Consider the following 14,499-nt stretch of genomic DNA (forward strand, 5'->3'; position numbering starts at 1 on the left):
TTGGCCATGATCGGCCAACCCCGTCGGCGTGGGCTGTCAGTGAGACAAAGTAGTCTTGAGCGCATGCCTGAACGCCGTACCGTCGCACTCGTCACACTCGGCTGCGCCCGTAACGAGGTGGACTCCGAGGAGCTCGCAGGCCGTTTGGAAGCGGACGGCTGGCAGCTCGTCGAGGACGCCACGGACGCCGACGTTGCCGTGGTCAACACCTGTGGCTTCGTCGAGGCCGCCAAGAAGGACTCCGTCGATGCCCTCCTTGAGGCCAACGACCTCAAGGGACATGGCAGAACACAGGCCGTCGTGGCGGTGGGCTGCATGGCCGAGCGGTACGGCAAGGACCTGGCCGAGGCCCTTCCCGAGGCGGACGGCGTGCTCGGCTTCGACGACTACGCGGACATCTCCGACCGGCTGCAGACCATCCTGAACGGCGGCATCCACGCCGCACACACCCCGCGCGACCGGCGCAAGCTGCTGCCGATCAGCCCCGCCGAGCGCCAGGAGTCGGCCGCCTCGGTCGCCCTGCCCGGACACGGACCCGCCGACCTGCCGGAGGGCGTCGCCCCTGCCTCGGGCCCGCGGGCGCCCCTGCGCCGCCGCCTGGACGGTTCGCCGGTCGCCTCGGTCAAGCTGGCCTCCGGCTGCGACCGGCGCTGCTCCTTCTGCGCGATCCCCTCCTTCCGCGGCTCCTTCGTCTCACGCCGTCCGAGTGATGTGCTGAACGAGACGCGATGGCTGGCCGAGCAGGGCGTCAGGGAGATCATGCTGGTCTCCGAGAACAACACCTCGTACGGCAAGGACCTGGGCGACATCCGCCTGCTGGAGTCGCTGCTGCCCGAGCTGGCCGAGGTCGACGGCATCGAGCGGGTGCGGGTCAGCTACCTCCAGCCGGCCGAGATGCGCCCCGGGCTGATCGACGTGCTGACCTCCACCCCGAAGGTCGCCCCCTACTTCGACCTGTCCTTCCAGCACTCCGCGCCCGGTGTGCTGCGCGCCATGCGCCGATTCGGTGACACCGACCGCTTCCTGGAACTGCTCGGCACCATCCGCTCCAAGGCCCCGCAGGCCGGCGTGCGCTCCAACTTCATCGTCGGCTTCCCCGGCGAGAGCGAGGCCGACCTCGCCGAGCTGGAGCGCTTCCTGAACCACGCCAGGCTGGACGCCATCGGGGTGTTCGGCTACTCCGACGAGGAGGGCACGGAGGCGGCAACGTACGACGACAAGCTCGACCAGGACGTCGTCGCCGAACGGCTCGCGCACATCTCCCGGCTGGCCGAGGAACTGGTCTCGCAGCGGGCCGAGGAACGCGTGGGCGAGACGGTGCGGGTGCTGGTCGAGTCCGTCGACGAGGACGCCGAGGACGGGCCGTACGGCCGCGGCGCGCACCAGGCGCCGGAGACGGACGGCCAAGTGCTGCTCACGAGCGGCGCGGGCCTGAGTGTCGGTCGTATGGTCGAGGCGAAAGTGGTCGGTACGGAAGGTGTCGACCTGGTGGCCGAGCCGTTGCAGGGCTCGCTCGCGTGTAGTGAGGAGGCGGGCAGATGACGGGAGCCCCGGCATCCGCCGCGGGCGGGCCCTCCGGCCCGCAGGGGGCTCCGGCCTCCGCGGGCGAGGGACTCCCGGGCACGGCGGCATCCGGAGCGCAGGGCGGCACGCTGCCCGCGCGTGCCGGGAAGCTGGCGGCCGCGGCCGTCGACCAGGCCAGCGTCTGGAACGTCGCCAACCTGCTGACCATGCTCCGGCTGCTCCTCGTCCCCGCCTTCGTGGCGCTGATGCTGGCCGACGGCGGTTACGATCCGGCGTGGCGCTCGCTGGCCTGGGCCGCGTTCGCCATCGCCATGATCACGGACCTGTTCGACGGCCACCTGGCGCGCACCTACGACCTGGTGACCGACTTCGGGAAGATCGCCGACCCCATCGCCGACAAGGCGATAATGGGGGCCGCGCTGATCTGTCTCTCCTCGCTGGGTGACCTGCCCTGGTGGGTGACGATCGTCATCCTCGGCCGGGAACTGGGCATCACCCTGCTGCGCTTCCTGGTCATCCGCTACGGCGTCATCCCGGCAAGCCGCGGCGGCAAGCTCAAGACGCTCACGCAGGGCGTGGCCGTGGGGATGTACGTGCTGGCGTTGACGGGCTGGCTGGCCAGCCTGAGGTTCTGGGTGATGGCGGCGGCGGTGGTGCTGACCGTCGCGACCGGACTCGACTATGTGAGACAGGCCATTGTGCTGCGCAGGCGCGGAGTGGCCGAGCGCACGGCGGTGCTGGAGGATTCGGAAGCGTGAACTCCGAGGCAGCCGACGTGGTGCGACTACTCACGGTGAGGGGCGAGACGCTCGCCGTCGCGGAGTCGCTCACCGGCGGGCTGGTGGCGGCCGAGATCACCGCGGTCGCCGGGGCCTCGAAGATGTTCCGGGGATCGGTCACCGCCTACGCCACCGACTTGAAGCACCGGCTGCTGGCCGTCGACGACGGTCTGCTGGCCCGCACAGGGGCGGTGGATCCGCAGGTCGCGGCCCAGATGGCGGCCGGGGTGCGCAAGGCGCTGGGTGCCGACTGGGGCATCGCCACGACCGGCGTGGCCGGGCCCGAACCGCAGGACGGGCAGCCCGTGGGCACGGTGTTCGTGGCCGTCGACGGGCCCCACGGACCAGGATCCGGTTCTGCCGGTGGCGGAAAAGTGGAGGCCCTGCGGTTGAACGGCCGACGTGCGGAAATTCGTATGGAGAGTGTACGGAGCGTACTCGCACTGCTTCTGAAGGAGCTTGCGGGCGAACAGACCGGGAATGAGCGGGCACAGGATACGGAACAGAACGGGGGGTTTTGATGTTTGCAGCCCTGAGTGAACACGACATCGCTCCCCGCACGGCCGCGGCGCGAGGCGGTACGGTGGGGCGAGAAGGATGCGGCTACGCGGTCCGAGGAGGGAGCCACCGATGATTCTGCTCCGTCGCCTGCTTGGTGACGTGCTGCGTCGGCAGCGCCAACGCCAGGGCCGTACTCTGCGCGAAGTCTCCTCGTCCGCCCGAGTCTCACTCGGCTATCTCTCCGAGGTGGAGCGGGGGCAGAAGGAGGCATCCTCCGAACTGCTCTCCGCCATCTGCGACGCGCTGGACGTACGGATGTCCGAGCTCATGCGAGAAGTGAGCGACGAACTCGCCCTCGCCGAGCTTGCCAGGTCTGCTGCGGCCACCGAGTCCGTGCCCGCGCCGGTTCGCCCGATGCTGGGTTCCGTCTCGGTGACCGGTGTGCCACCGGAACGGGTGACCATCAAGGCGCCCGCCGAGGCGGTGGACGTGGTCGCCGCGTGACGTTCACACGCATGGCCCTGTAACGCGAAACGTGGGAGGCCCTGGCCGGGCCCTTCCGGGAAGACCCGGAGGGCATGGCCAGGGCCTCCGCCCTGTGTACCTGCTGTGCGTCCTAGGCCGTCGGTGTTTCCTTTGCGTCCATTTGCCGGTATTGGGCGGGGCGGTCATGGTGGAGGGGCGGATCGAGATCGGGTTTGGAGCAGGTCCGGATTTGGATCGTGTTCGGATCGGGTGAGCCGACGGAGGCTACGGAGGCTGTGCATGTACGTCGAGAGCCTGCTGTCGGACAGGAGCCCGCTTCCGGACGCGGACCCCGGGACCGTGGCCGAGGCGCCGCACGGCGTCCTCGTCGGCCTGCCGACGGTCGGCCCGCCGCCGGCGGATGGCGGACCCCTCGGCGACGGCCCGTCGGCCCGGTGGCCGACCGTGTGTGGTCCGGTGCTGCATCGGTGAGCCGTCCATGCGCCTGCACGGCGGGTGAGGCGGCGTTCTAGCGTCCGGCTGGAGGTGGGCCCATGGTGCGGCGGACAGTGTGCTGGGGGATGGTTGCGGGGCTCGGCGCGGTGTGGGCGTGGGCCGTCGTGCGCATCGTGCTCGGAGCGGACGTGGGCGCTCTGGAAGGTGCCGTCGCGGCGGGCGGGTGGGGGTTGAGCCTGCTGCCGGTGCACTGCATGCCGAAGGCGTCCGCCGCGGGAGCCGTCGGGCCGGAGCGGTGGGTGGCCGCCTGGCGGGCCGGTGATGTCACCAGGGCATCGCGACGCCACCGTTCGGACGCAGGATCTGGCCGGTCGTGAACGACGACGCGTCGGACGCCAGGTACAGCACGGCGTGCGCGATCTCCTCCGCCGTGCCGACCCGGCCCAGCGGCGCCCTGCGGGACATCAGCGCCTCGGTGTGGGTCTGCGCCGCGTGGTCGTGGCGCTCGGTCATGGGCGTGCGGATCCAGCCGGGTGCGACCGCGTTGACCCGGATGCCGTGCCGTCCGACCTCGGTCGCCAGGGTTTTTGTGAGCTGCACCACGGCGGCCTTCGCCGCGCCGTAGCAGAGCAGCCCGGGGCCGCCGGTGTCGACGGCGCCGGAGGCCATGGTGACGATGCTGCCCGGCGAGCCGCGGTCGAGCATCAGGCGTGCCGCCTCCTGGCAGGCGTGGAGGACGCCCTTGAAATTGACGGCCAGTACCCGGTCGAGGTCCTCGTCACGGGTCTCCAGCACCGGGCTGCTGTGCATGATCCCGGCGATCGCCGCCAGAACGTCCAACCGCTCGCAGGACCGCACGGCCTCCCGCAGTCGCGCCCGGTCCGTGACGTCCAGTCGATGGACGCGGGCGGTGCCGCCCCGGGCCTTGACCAGGTCGGCCGTCTCGTCCAGGCCGGCCCGGTCCCGGTCGGCGCAGTGCACGGTGGCGCCCGCCTCGGCGAGCAGTACGGCGGAGGCCCGGCCGATGCCGCTCGCGGCGCCGGTGACGAATGCGGTGCGTCCGGTGAGGTCGTACGCCTTGACGGGCATGCAGCGACCGTACGAGCGTTTCTGACGGTTCGTCAATTGTTGGTAAGGGGACGGATACCGCGGGCCTGGGCAGAACCCGGCGCGGGGGCCGGGCCCCGCTGGCAGTTCGGGCACCAGTACGTGGGGCGCTCCCGGGAGCCGTCCCCCTGGCCGGCCACCCGGACCGGGGTGTGGCAGCGCAGGCATGGGCGGGGCGCGCGACCGTAGACGAAGAGGTCCTGGCCGTGCCGGCCCGTGGTGGCGCGGACCGGCCGGTCGCGGTTGGCTTCGAGGAGCCGCTTCGCGAGGGCGGGCAACTGCGCGGCACGGTCCTCGGGCAGGGCGCCCACCGCGAGCCACGGGGTGACACCGAGCAGGAAGCAGAGTTCGCTCTTGTAGACATTGCCGATGCCGGCCAGGTTGCGTTGGTCGAGCAGTGCCTCGCCGAGGGGCCGTGCCGGGTCGGCGAGGAGGTTGGCGAGGGCCGTTCCCGGGTCCCAGTCGGGGCCGAGCAGGTCGGGGCCCAGATGGCCGACGACGCGGGATTCGTCGGGGGTGCGCAGCAGTTCCAGGACCGGGAGGCGGTAGCCCACCGCGGTGTCCGTCCCGGTGCCCAGGATGACGCGGATCTGGTGGGCCGGGCCGCCGCTCCAGCGCCGACCTTCGCCGTACACCTGCCAGGCGCCGTCCATCCGCAGATGCGTGTGCAGCGTGAGGCCGCCCTCGATACGGGTGAGCAGATGCTTGCCGCGCGGGATGACGTCCAGGACGGTGCGTCCGGTGAGATCGACCGTGGCGTACCTGGGCACCCGCAGGTCGCTGCGGGTCAGCACCCGCCCCGCGAGCGCGCCGTGCAACCGCCTCGCGGCCTGCCAGACCGTGTCACCTTCGGGCATGGGTCAAGGGTGGCACGGGGGCGGCGGGGGTGTCGGGGGCGGATGGTGTGACGTGGGATGGCGTGGGATGGCGTGGCATGGGTGGTGGGAAGGATGGCGGTGGTGGTGTGGCGGACGGTTAGCGGTGGCTGGGCGGAGTTCATCGCCGGGGTGAGGTGGATGGTCAGGAGAGTGGGGGGCGGACCGTGAGGCCGTGACGGCGGGAGTGGATGGCAGTGGTGGCGTGGTGGACGGTCAGAGGTCGGGACGGTCAGTGGTGGTGTCGTGCACGGCGAGAGCGGCGGGGCGATGTTCAGGGGTGTGGTGGTCGACAGGGGGCGGTGGGGCGCACGGGGGTGGTGGTGTTGTGGTCGACAGGGGGCGGTGGGGCGCACGGGGGTGGCGGGGCGCACGGCACTGGGGGTGTGGCGGTCGATCCCTCGTCCGTTCGCTCGGTGCCCCGCGGATCACGCCCTGAGGCGTAGGCCGCGCGGGGTCGCCACGAAACCGGCTCCTTCCAGCAGCGCGCCGATGGGGGAGGTCAGGGCCGAGGCGCCGTTGACCCGCTCCACCGTGACCGTGCCGAGCGCACCCGCACGGGCCGCGGCCGCCAGGGCGTCCGCGGCGGCGTGCAGACGCGGGTCGTCTGCGGGGTCGGTGTCCGCACCGGCGGGCCAGGCCAGCAGGGTCTTGCCGCCGCGCTCCATGTAGAGCGTCAGCTCGCCGCCCACCAGGACCACCAGTGAGCCCGCCTTGCGGCCCGGTTTGTGCCCGGCCCCGGTCGGTGGCTCGGGCCAGGGGAGGGCCGATCCGTAGGCGTTCGCCGGGTCGGCGGCGGCCAGGACGACCGCCCGGCCGTCGGCGGTGGACGTAGGGGGACGCCGGTCGGAGGTGAAGGCGGGGGTACGAGGACGGCGTTCGCCGTACCCGTACGGCAGGGCCTGGCTGCCTCGCGGACCGCCGTACCCCGGTGAGGCCGGCTCCCTGGGGTCTCGGTGATCTCTGAGGTCTTTGGGGGAGACGTAGTCCCCCGGGGCGGTGCGATGGCCCGTCGGCCAGGGGAATACGTCGTCCGGGTCGGGCTCGCCCATCCTGCCGGTTCCGTTCTCGGTGTCCCATCCGGTGGTGGTCGGATCGAGATCGGCGGGAGCCGGGCCGGAGGCGGCGGGGGCCTGGTCGAAGGCGGTGGGCGAGGGGTCGGTCCCGGGTCCGCCGGAGTTCGGGAGCGCGCTGTTCCCGGTTGGGCCGGGGGCCCGGGAGGTGTCCGTGAAGGGGGCGTTCGCGGGTGTGCCGGGGCCCGGGAAACTGTCGTTCCACGTTGCGTCCGCGCCTGGGAAGTCGTCGGGGCCGAAGCCAGGGGCGTCGCCCCATGCGAGTCCCCGGCCGCCGTCCCCGGAGCCGGGCGCGGCGGGCAGGCCGTCGCCGCGCTCCCGGGCGTTGGCCACCGCTCGCAGCCGGTCCACGGCGCCGTCCATCGCGAACTGCGCGGCGCCCAGCCCCTCGACGACATAGCCGCGCCGGGCCTGGCCGCTCTCCTCGAACGCGGACAGGATCCGGTAGACGGCCGAGAAGCCGCCCTCCACGCCCTCGGCGGCGACCGCCCCGCGAGTCACCACGCCGTGCCGGTCGAGCAGCGTGCGGGCCAGGGCGTGGGCGCGCACGGTGGGGTCGGGCTCGCGCTGCGGCAGCAGGGACCAACGGCCCGCGACGGTCGGCGGGCCGGCCCGGGAGACGGGCCGGGCGGCGGCCGTCAGGGAGCCGTAGCGGCCACGCGGGACCGTGCGCTTGGCGCGGTGGGCCGTGGAGCCCGCCGTGCGCCCCGAGCCCAGCAGGGACCGCATCGGGGTCAGCGTGTCGTTCGTCAGCCGCCCGGACCAGGCCAGGTCCCACAGGGCGTCGGCCAGTTGGGGATCGGTGACGTCGGGGTGCGTGGTGGCGCGGACCTGGTCGGCGATCTGCCGGAAGAACAGGCCGTACCCGCCGGAGAGGGCGTCCAGTACCGACTGGTGCAGCGCGGTCGGCTCCAGGGGGTGGGGCGGCGGCAGGAGCAGGGGGGCCGCGTCCGCCAGATACAGCGACAACCAGCCGTCCTTGCCGGGCAGCGCCCCCGCTCCCGCCCACACGACCTCGCCGGTCGAGGTGAGTTCGTCGAGCATCGACGCGGTGTAGTTCGCCACCCGCGACGGCAGGACCAGTTTCTCCAGGGCGGACGCCGGGACGGGTGCGCCCTGCAACTGCTCGACGGCGCGCACCAGTCCGTCGGCGCCGCGCAGACCGTGCCCCCTCCCGATGTGCTGCCACTGCGGCAGGAACTGTGCGAGCGCCGGCGGCGGCACCGGCTCCAGCTCGTGCCGCAGCGCGGCCAAGGAACGCCGGCGCAGCCTGCGCAGCACGGCCGCGTCGCACCACTCCTGGCCGATCCCCGCGGGATGGAACTCGCCCTGGACGACCCGGCCGCCCGCGGCGAGCCGTTGGAGGGCCCCTTCCGTGACCGCAACGCCCAGTCCGAAGCGGGCCGCCGCGGCCGCCGACGTGAACGGGCCGTGGGTGCGGGCGTACCGGGCCAGGAGGTCGCCGAGCGGATCCTTGACCGGTTCGGTGAATGCCTCGGGCACCCCCACCGGCAGCGCCGTGCCGAGGGCGTCGCGCAGCCGGCCCGCGTCCTCGACCGCCGCCCAGTGATCGGCTCCGGCGATCCGGACCCGGATGGCCCGGCGGGCGGCGGCCAGTTCCCCTGCCCACCGCGGGTCGGCGCCGCGCTCGGCCAGTTCGGCCTCGGTGAGTGGTCCTAGCAGCCGCAGCAGGTCGGCCACGCCCTCGGCGTCCTTGACCCGCCGGTCCTCGGTGAGCCACTGGAGCTCCCGCTCCAGCTCGGTCAGCGCCTCCGCGTCGAGCAGTTCGCGCAACTCCGCCTGGCCCAGCAGCTCGGCCAGCAGCCGTGAGTCCAGGGACAGGGCGGCGGCCCGGCGTTCGGCCAGCGGGGAGTCGCCCTCGTAGAGGAACTGGGCGACGTAGCCGAACAGGAGGGAACGCGCGAACGGTGACGGTTCGGGGGTGGTGACCTCGACCAGGCGGACCCGGCGGGACTCGATGTCGCCCATCAGCTCGACCAGCCCGGGGACGTCGAAGACGTCCTGGAGGCACTCGCGGACCGCCTCCAGGACGATCGGGAACGAGCCGAACTCGCTCGCCACCTGGAGCAGTTGGGCGGCACGCTGGCGCTGCTGCCACAGCGGCGTACGGCGGCCGGGGTTGCGGCGCGGCAGCAGCAGCGCGCGGGCGGCGCACTCGCGGAACCGGGAGGCGAACAGCGCGGAGCCGCCCACCTGGTCGGTGACGATGCGGTCGACCTCGCCCCTGTCGAAAGCGACGTCCGCCGCGCCGACGGGCGCCTGGTCGGCGTCGTACGCCGTGGACCCCTTCGCGGGTTCCTGGTCGAGCAGGTCCAGGCCCATCAGATCGGCGTCGGGCAGCCGCAGCACGATGCCGTCGTCGGCGTGCATGACCTGCGCGTCCATGCCGTAGCGCTCGGACAGGCGGGCGCCGAGCGCGAGCGCCCACGGGGCGTGCACCTGGGCCCCGAAGGGGGAATGGACGACGACACGCCAGTCGCCCAGTTCGTCGCGGAAGCGCTCCACGACGATCGTGCGGTCGTCGGGGACATGACCGCATGCCTCGCGCTGCTCGGCCAGATAGGACAGGACGTTGTCCGCGGCCCAGGCGTCGAGTCCCGCGGCGAGCAGCCGCAGCCGGGCGTCGCCCTCGGGGAGCGAGCCGACTTCGCGCAGGAACGCGCCCACGGCCCGGCCCAGTTCGAGTGGGCGGCCGAGCTGGTCGCCCTTCCAGAAGGGCAGCCTGCCCGGCACACCGGGCGCCGGGGAGACCAGGACCCGGTCGCGCGTGATGTCCTCGATGCGCCAGGAACTCGTGCCCAGTGTGAAGACGTCTCCGACGCGCGATTCGTAGACCATCTCCTCGTCGAGTTCGCCGACCCTGCCGCCGCCCTTCTTGGGGTCCGCGCCGGCGAGGAAGACCCCGAAGAGACCCCGGTCGGGAATGGTGCCGCCGGAGGTGACGGCGAGCCGCTGCGCGCCGGGGCGTCCGGTGACCGTCCCCGCGACCCGGTCCCAGACCACGCGCGGGCGCAGCTCGGCGAAGGCGTCGGACGGATAGCGGCCCGCGAGCATGTCCAGGACGGCCGTGAACGCCGACTCCGGGAGCGACGCGAAGGGCGCGGCGCGGCGCACGGCGGCCAGCAGATCGTCGAACTGCCAGGTGTCCAGCGCCGTCATGGCGACCACTTGCTGGGCGAGGACGTCCAGCGGGTTCGCCGGGACCTTCAGCGACTCGATGGCGCCGGTGCGCATCCGCTCGGTGACCACGGCGGCCTGCACCAGGTCGCCGCGGTACTTCGGGAAGACCACACCGGTGGAGACGGCCCCCACCTGGTGGCCCGCGCGGCCGACCCGCTGCAGACCGGAGGCGACGGAGGGCGGCGACTCCACCTGGACGACGAGGTCGACCGCGCCCATGTCGATGCCCAGTTCCAGGCTGGAGGTGGCCACCACGGCGGGCAGCCGGCCGGCCTTCAGGTCCTCCTCGACCAGGGCCCGCTGTTCCTTGGAGACCGACCCGTGGTGGGCGCGTGCGATGACCGGGGGCGCACCCTGGGCCGCACCCGAGCCGCCCATCAGCTGGGCGGGGGAGTGATGCTCCGTCAAGGGCTCGCCGGTCGCCCGTTCGTAGGCGATCTCGTTGAGCCGGTTGCACAGGCGCTCGGCGAGGCGCCGGGAGTTCGCGAACACGATCGTCGACCGGTGGGCCTGGACCAGGTCGGTGATCCGCTCCTCCACATGCGGCCAGATCGACGGCCGCTCCGCACCGTCGGAGCCGTCGGCGACCGGGGAGCCGGCCAGCTCGCCCAGGTCCTCCACCGGGACGACGACGGAGAGATCGAACTCCTTGCCGGACTCCGGCTGCACGATCTCCACCTTGCGGCGCGGCGAGAGATACCGGGCCACCTCGTCCACCGGCCGGACGGTCGCCGACAGCCCGATGCGGCGGGCGGGCCTGGGCAGCAGTTCGTCCAGCCGCTCCAGGGAGAGCGCGAGATGCGCGCCGCGCTTGGTACCCGCGACCGCGTGCACCTCGTCCAGGATCACCGTCTCGATGCCGGTCAGCGCGTCCCGGGTGGCCGAGGTCAGCATCAGGAACAGGGACTCGGGAGTGGTGATCAGGATGTCCGGTGGGCGGGTGGACAGGGCTCGCCGCTCGGCCGCCGGGGTGTCACCGGAGCGGATGCCGACCTTCACCTCCGGCTCGGGCAGGCCCAGGCGCACGGACTCGTGCCGGATACCGGTCAGCGGGCTGCGCAGGTTGCGCTCGACGTCGACGGCGAGGGCCTTGAGCGGCGAGACGTACAGCACCCGGCAGCGCTTCTTGGGGTCGGCCGGTGGAGGGGCGGAGGCCAGCTGGTCCAGAGCGGCGAGGAACGCGGCCAGTGTCTTGCCGGAACCGGTCGGGGCCACCACCAGCACGTCCGAGCCCTCACGGATGGCCTGCCACGCGCCCGCCTGGGCCGCGGTGGGCGCGGAGAAGGCCCCCGTGAACCAGCCGCGGGTCGCGGGGGAGAAGCCGTCGAGGGCTCGATGTGCGGAGCTGACCATGCGTCCATCCTGCACCCGAGCACTGACAATCGCTCTGACCTGCGTAGACGTCGTCGGCCGGGGTGTCCGGCGGTCGGCGGCGGGTGCTGGGGCCGGTGTGGCGGAGAATGCTCCCATGACGGGACCGGCGGAGCTGGCACGGCACTGGCAGTACGAGGAACTGCCCGGTGTCGACCTGCTGCGCGCCCGTTACGTCCGCAAGACCTTCGTCCGGCACACCCACGAGCACTACGTGATCGCGGCCGTCGCGGACGGTGTCGAGGTGTTCCACCACCGCGGGTCCGACGTGTACGTCGGCGCCGGATCGCTGGCGCTGGTCAACCCGGACACCTCGCACACCGGCCGGGCGGGCGTCCCCGAGGGCTGGCGGTACGGCGCGGTCTACCCGTTGCCCGACCTGGTGGCCGGGATAGCGGCCGAGACCACCGGGATCCGCGGCACCCCCGGCTTCGTCAGCGCCGTCCTCGACGATCCCTATGCGGCCGGCCTCGTCCACCAGGTGCTCCGCGCCGCCGACGAGGGCAACGCGCTGGCCGCCGACACCCTGCTCCGGGTGGCCGTGACCCGGCTGCTGCGGCTGAACGGCGGACCGATGCCACGGCGCGAGGTGCGTACGGCCGGCGCCCGGATCGCCGTACGCGCGCGTGCCGTGCTGGAGGACCGGATGGCCGAGCCGCCCACGCTGGAACAGCTCGCCGCCGACCTCGGTACCAGCCCCTTCGCCCTGCTGCGGGCGTTCCGCGACGCCTACGGCATGCCGCCGCACGCCTGGCTGACCGACGCCCGGGTGCGCCGGGCGCGGCGCCTGCTGGACGCGGGCACGACACCGGCCCAGGCCGCCGTCACCGTCGGATTCACCGACCAGCCGCACCTCAACCGTCATTTCACCCGGATCGTCGGCGTGCCGCCCGGGGCGTACCAGCGGGAGCGCAAGAACGTACAAGACCCGCGGTGGCGGCTGACCGTACCGTCCGAGGCGTGACAGAACAGACAGCTCTCGCAGACATACGCCCCAAGGACGGGGACAAGACCGATTCCGCCGTCGTCCGGGACGCCCTCGGCGTCGGAATCGCCGTAGGGCTGTCCGGGTTCGCCTTCGGGGTGACCTCGGCCGGGGCCGGGCTGAGCGTGCCGCAGACCTGCGCGCTCAGCCTCCTGGTGTTCACCGGCGCCTCCCAGTTCGCGCTCGTGGGAGCGCTGGCGGCCGGCGGCGGACCGCTCACGGCCGCCGCGGGCGCCTTCTTCCTGGGCGTGCGCAACGCCTTCTACGGGCTGCGGCTGTCACAACTGCTGGCCCTCGCGCGCGTGGTGCGGCCGTTCGCGGCCCACTGGGTGATCGACGAGACCACCGCGGTGTCACTGGCACAGCCGACCCGGCGCACCGCGCGTCTCGGGTTTCTCGTCACCGGGCTCAGCCTCTACGTGCTGTGGAACCTCACCACGCTGCTGGGCGCGCTGGGCGCGAAGGCCATGGGGGACACCGACGCGTGGGGCCTCGACGCGGCCGGACCCGCCGTCTTCCTGGCACTGCTCGCGCCGATGCTGACGTCGGTGACCGAGCGTGTCGTGGCGGGCCTCGCGGTGGTCCTGGGGCTCGGCCTGTTGCCCGTCCTGCCCGCCGGCGTACCGGTCCTGCTGGCCGCGCTCGCGGCGCCGCTCGTTCTGCTCGTGGAGGGCCGCCGCGGGGGACGGGCTGCCCGCGGCGACGCCTCCGGGCGCTGACGACGCCTTCGAAGGTGACGACGCGCAGTCCGTGACGGCCTGCCGGATCAGATGACAGAAGGAGTACGAGCACGTTGAACACCTGGATAGCCATCGGCGCGACCGCCCTCGGCTGCTACGCCGTCAAGCTTGCCGGGCTGCTGGTGCCCGCGGGCGCCCTGGAGCGGCCGCTCGTCAAGCGGCTCGCCGCCCTGCTGCCCGTCGCCCTGCTCGCCGCCCTCACGGCCCAGCAGACATTCGCCGACGGGCACGCGCTCGTGCTGGACGCCCGGGCCGCGGGGCTTGCGGCGGCGGCCGTGGCGCTGCTGCTGCGCGCTCCGTTCCTGCTCGTCGTCGCGGTGGCCGTGCTGGTGACGGCGGGCGTGCGCGCCCTGGGCGGCTGACGGCCCAGGCACGCGGACGCGCTCCGGGACTGCGCGTCCGGCTGCCCCGGACCGCTCAGCCCACGTGGCGGCCGTGTGCCTGAAGGGTCCGCAGGGCCTCGATCGTGGCCATACCGCGGGTCTCCAGGGCGGCGCCCGGGGCCCACTCGGGGCGGCGGTTCGGCCAGCCGCCGTCCTCCTGCTGCTGTGCGGCCAGGAGGTCAAGCGAGCGTGCCATCTCACCGTCGGTGAACCACGCGCGCGCGAGGGAGCGCGGGGTTCTGGCGAAGTCGTGCGGGAAACGCACGAAGCTCCGCTCACCGGAGGCGTGGCCCGCCCCGACGCGGCGGTCCGGCGAGCGGTCGGCGGTCGGCGGGGCGAGCCGCTGCGTGCGCACCAGGCGGCCCAGCCGGTCGGCGGCCGCCTCCGCGCGCGGGCGGTCGGGCACCGCGTCCAGGAAGGCCACCGCCGCCTCGATCTCACCGGGACGGGCCTGCTCCAGCGACTCCACGGCCCGCCAGCAGAAGTCCGTGGCCCGGAACAACCAGGCGTGCCACACCTCGTTGCGGTGCAACAGGCCGACCACCGGACCGGTGGCGAGAAGATCACTCGGCGGGTGGTCCGCGACCCGGACGTACGGGGCGGTCGGGTGGCCACGCCGGCCGGGACCGACCGCCGGCAGGGCGCCGTCCGCGGTGGACACCGACGTCAGATAGCGGCACACACGCTCCACCCGCTGTCCGCCGCACCGCCCGATGGCGTCCAGCACGCCCAGCGCGTGACCGGTGTGCAGCGGCTGGCTGACCGGGCCGCGCAGATCGGGCTCCAGCGCGTGGCCGTACCCGCCGTCCTCGTTGCGGTAGGCGTCCAACGCCCGCTCCACCGGGTCGGCGCCGCCGTTCAGGAAACGGTGGGCGAACAGGCGCTGCTCCAGCACGCGCGCGTGGAGCCAGACGAAGCGCTCGGCATGGACGAGCGGGGAACGCACCGAGGGCGCGGGGGAGAGCGCGGAAGCTCCGGATTCGGCCATGCGTCAGACCGTAGGGCGGAAAGTGTCACCGGCATGCCGTACCAGGCTGGG

At 73.2% G+C, this 14,499-nt stretch carries 12 protein-coding genes; 8 read left to right on the plus strand and 4 right to left on the minus strand.

Going from position 1 to position 14,499, the window contains the following annotated elements:
• The first annotated feature begins 63 nt into the window (after nucleotides 1-63).
• From rimO to ACFC09_RS30605, 5 genes are all read left to right on the plus strand, one after another.
• Nucleotides 64-1,542, plus strand: a complete 1,479-nt coding sequence (gene rimO, locus ACFC09_RS30585; RefSeq protein ID WP_376533582.1) for a 30S ribosomal protein S12 methylthiotransferase RimO — start codon at nucleotides 64-66, stop codon at nucleotides 1,540-1,542.
• Nucleotides 1,539-2,282, plus strand: a complete 744-nt coding sequence (gene pgsA / locus ACFC09_RS30590) for a CDP-diacylglycerol--glycerol-3-phosphate 3-phosphatidyltransferase (RefSeq protein WP_376533583.1) — start codon at nucleotides 1,539-1,541, stop codon at nucleotides 2,280-2,282. The genes rimO and pgsA overlap by 4 nt, the downstream gene beginning before the upstream one ends.
• The gene (locus tag ACFC09_RS30595) at nucleotides 2,279-2,824 is read left to right on the plus strand and encodes a CinA family protein (protein WP_376533584.1); all 546 of its coding nucleotides are present in this window, start codon (nucleotides 2,279-2,281) and stop codon (nucleotides 2,822-2,824) included. The genes pgsA and ACFC09_RS30595 overlap by 4 nt, the downstream gene beginning before the upstream one ends.
• 109 nt (nucleotides 2,825-2,933) lie before the next feature.
• The gene (locus ACFC09_RS30600) at nucleotides 2,934-3,308 is read left to right on the plus strand and encodes a helix-turn-helix transcriptional regulator (protein WP_351359580.1); all 375 of its coding nucleotides are present in this window, start codon (nucleotides 2,934-2,936) and stop codon (nucleotides 3,306-3,308) included.
• A gap of 261 nt (nucleotides 3,309-3,569) precedes the next feature.
• Nucleotides 3,570-3,761: a hypothetical protein gene (locus ACFC09_RS30605; protein ID WP_376533585.1), complete on the plus strand. Its 192-nt coding sequence runs from the start codon at nucleotides 3,570-3,572 to the stop codon at nucleotides 3,759-3,761.
• Nucleotides 3,762-4,049: 288 nt separating this feature from the next.
• Here ACFC09_RS30605 and ACFC09_RS30610 read toward each other — a convergent pair whose 3' ends face one another.
• From ACFC09_RS30610 to ACFC09_RS30620, 3 genes are all read right to left on the minus strand, one after another.
• Nucleotides 4,050-4,814, minus strand: coding sequence for an SDR family NAD(P)-dependent oxidoreductase (locus ACFC09_RS30610; protein ID WP_376533586.1), 765 nt, complete (start codon nucleotides 4,812-4,814; stop codon nucleotides 4,050-4,052).
• Nucleotides 4,815-4,846: 32 nt separating this feature from the next.
• Nucleotides 4,847-5,689 (minus strand): DNA-formamidopyrimidine glycosylase family protein, encoded by an 843-nt coding sequence (locus tag ACFC09_RS30615; protein ID WP_376533587.1) that lies wholly within the window; start codon nucleotides 5,687-5,689, stop codon nucleotides 4,847-4,849.
• A 446-nt stretch (nucleotides 5,690-6,135) separates the two neighbouring features.
• Nucleotides 6,136-11,334: an ATP-dependent helicase gene (locus tag ACFC09_RS30620; protein ID WP_376533588.1), complete on the minus strand. Its 5,199-nt coding sequence runs from the start codon at nucleotides 11,332-11,334 to the stop codon at nucleotides 6,136-6,138.
• A 115-nt stretch (nucleotides 11,335-11,449) separates the two neighbouring features.
• Between ACFC09_RS30620 and ACFC09_RS30625 the strand changes: the two genes are divergently transcribed.
• The 3 genes from ACFC09_RS30625 (at nucleotide 11,450) to ACFC09_RS30635 (ending at nucleotide 13,439) form a co-directional block, all read left to right on the plus strand.
• A complete protein-coding gene (locus ACFC09_RS30625) occupies nucleotides 11,450-12,316 on the plus strand; it encodes an AraC family transcriptional regulator (protein WP_376533589.1) in 867 nt (288 codons plus the stop codon).
• A complete protein-coding gene (locus tag ACFC09_RS30630; RefSeq protein WP_376533590.1) occupies nucleotides 12,313-13,056 on the plus strand; it encodes an AzlC family ABC transporter permease in 744 nt (247 codons plus the stop codon). The genes ACFC09_RS30625 and ACFC09_RS30630 overlap by 4 nt, the downstream gene beginning before the upstream one ends.
• A gap of 74 nt (nucleotides 13,057-13,130) precedes the next feature.
• A complete protein-coding gene (locus ACFC09_RS30635; protein ID WP_376533591.1) occupies nucleotides 13,131-13,439 on the plus strand; it encodes an AzlD domain-containing protein in 309 nt (102 codons plus the stop codon).
• A 55-nt stretch (nucleotides 13,440-13,494) separates the two neighbouring features.
• Here ACFC09_RS30635 and ACFC09_RS30640 read toward each other — a convergent pair whose 3' ends face one another.
• Nucleotides 13,495-14,448 (minus strand): hypothetical protein, encoded by a 954-nt coding sequence (locus ACFC09_RS30640; protein ID WP_376533592.1) that lies wholly within the window; start codon nucleotides 14,446-14,448, stop codon nucleotides 13,495-13,497.
• Nucleotides 14,449-14,499 lie beyond the last annotated feature (51 nt).

The sequence above is a fragment of the Streptomyces sp. NPDC056161 genome, assembly GCF_042268025.1.
In the GTDB taxonomy this organism is placed as follows: Bacteria; Actinomycetota; Actinomycetes; order Streptomycetales; family Streptomycetaceae; genus Streptomyces.

Coding starts and splice junctions, on each gene's coding strand:
- ACFC09_RS30615 (WP_376533587.1), bottom strand. CDS start 5,689: ATGCCCGAAGGTGACACGGTCTGGCAGGCCGCGAGGCGGTTGCACGGC.
- ACFC09_RS30625 (WP_376533589.1), top strand. CDS start 11,450: ATGACGGGACCGGCGGAGCTGGCACGGCACTGGCAGTACGAGGAACTG.
- ACFC09_RS30640 (WP_376533592.1), bottom strand. CDS start 14,448: ATGGCCGAATCCGGAGCTTCCGCGCTCTCCCCCGCGCCCTCGGTGCGT.
- pgsA (WP_376533583.1), top strand. CDS start 1,539: ATGACGGGAGCCCCGGCATCCGCCGCGGGCGGGCCCTCCGGCCCGCAG.
- ACFC09_RS30610 (WP_376533586.1), bottom strand. CDS start 4,814: ATGCCCGTCAAGGCGTACGACCTCACCGGACGCACCGCATTCGTCACC.
- rimO (WP_376533582.1), top strand. CDS start 64: ATGCCTGAACGCCGTACCGTCGCACTCGTCACACTCGGCTGCGCCCGT.
- ACFC09_RS30600 (WP_351359580.1), top strand. CDS start 2,934: ATGATTCTGCTCCGTCGCCTGCTTGGTGACGTGCTGCGTCGGCAGCGC.
- ACFC09_RS30620 (WP_376533588.1), bottom strand. CDS start 11,334: ATGGTCAGCTCCGCACATCGAGCCCTCGACGGCTTCTCCCCCGCGACC.
- ACFC09_RS30605 (WP_376533585.1), top strand. CDS start 3,570: ATGTACGTCGAGAGCCTGCTGTCGGACAGGAGCCCGCTTCCGGACGCG.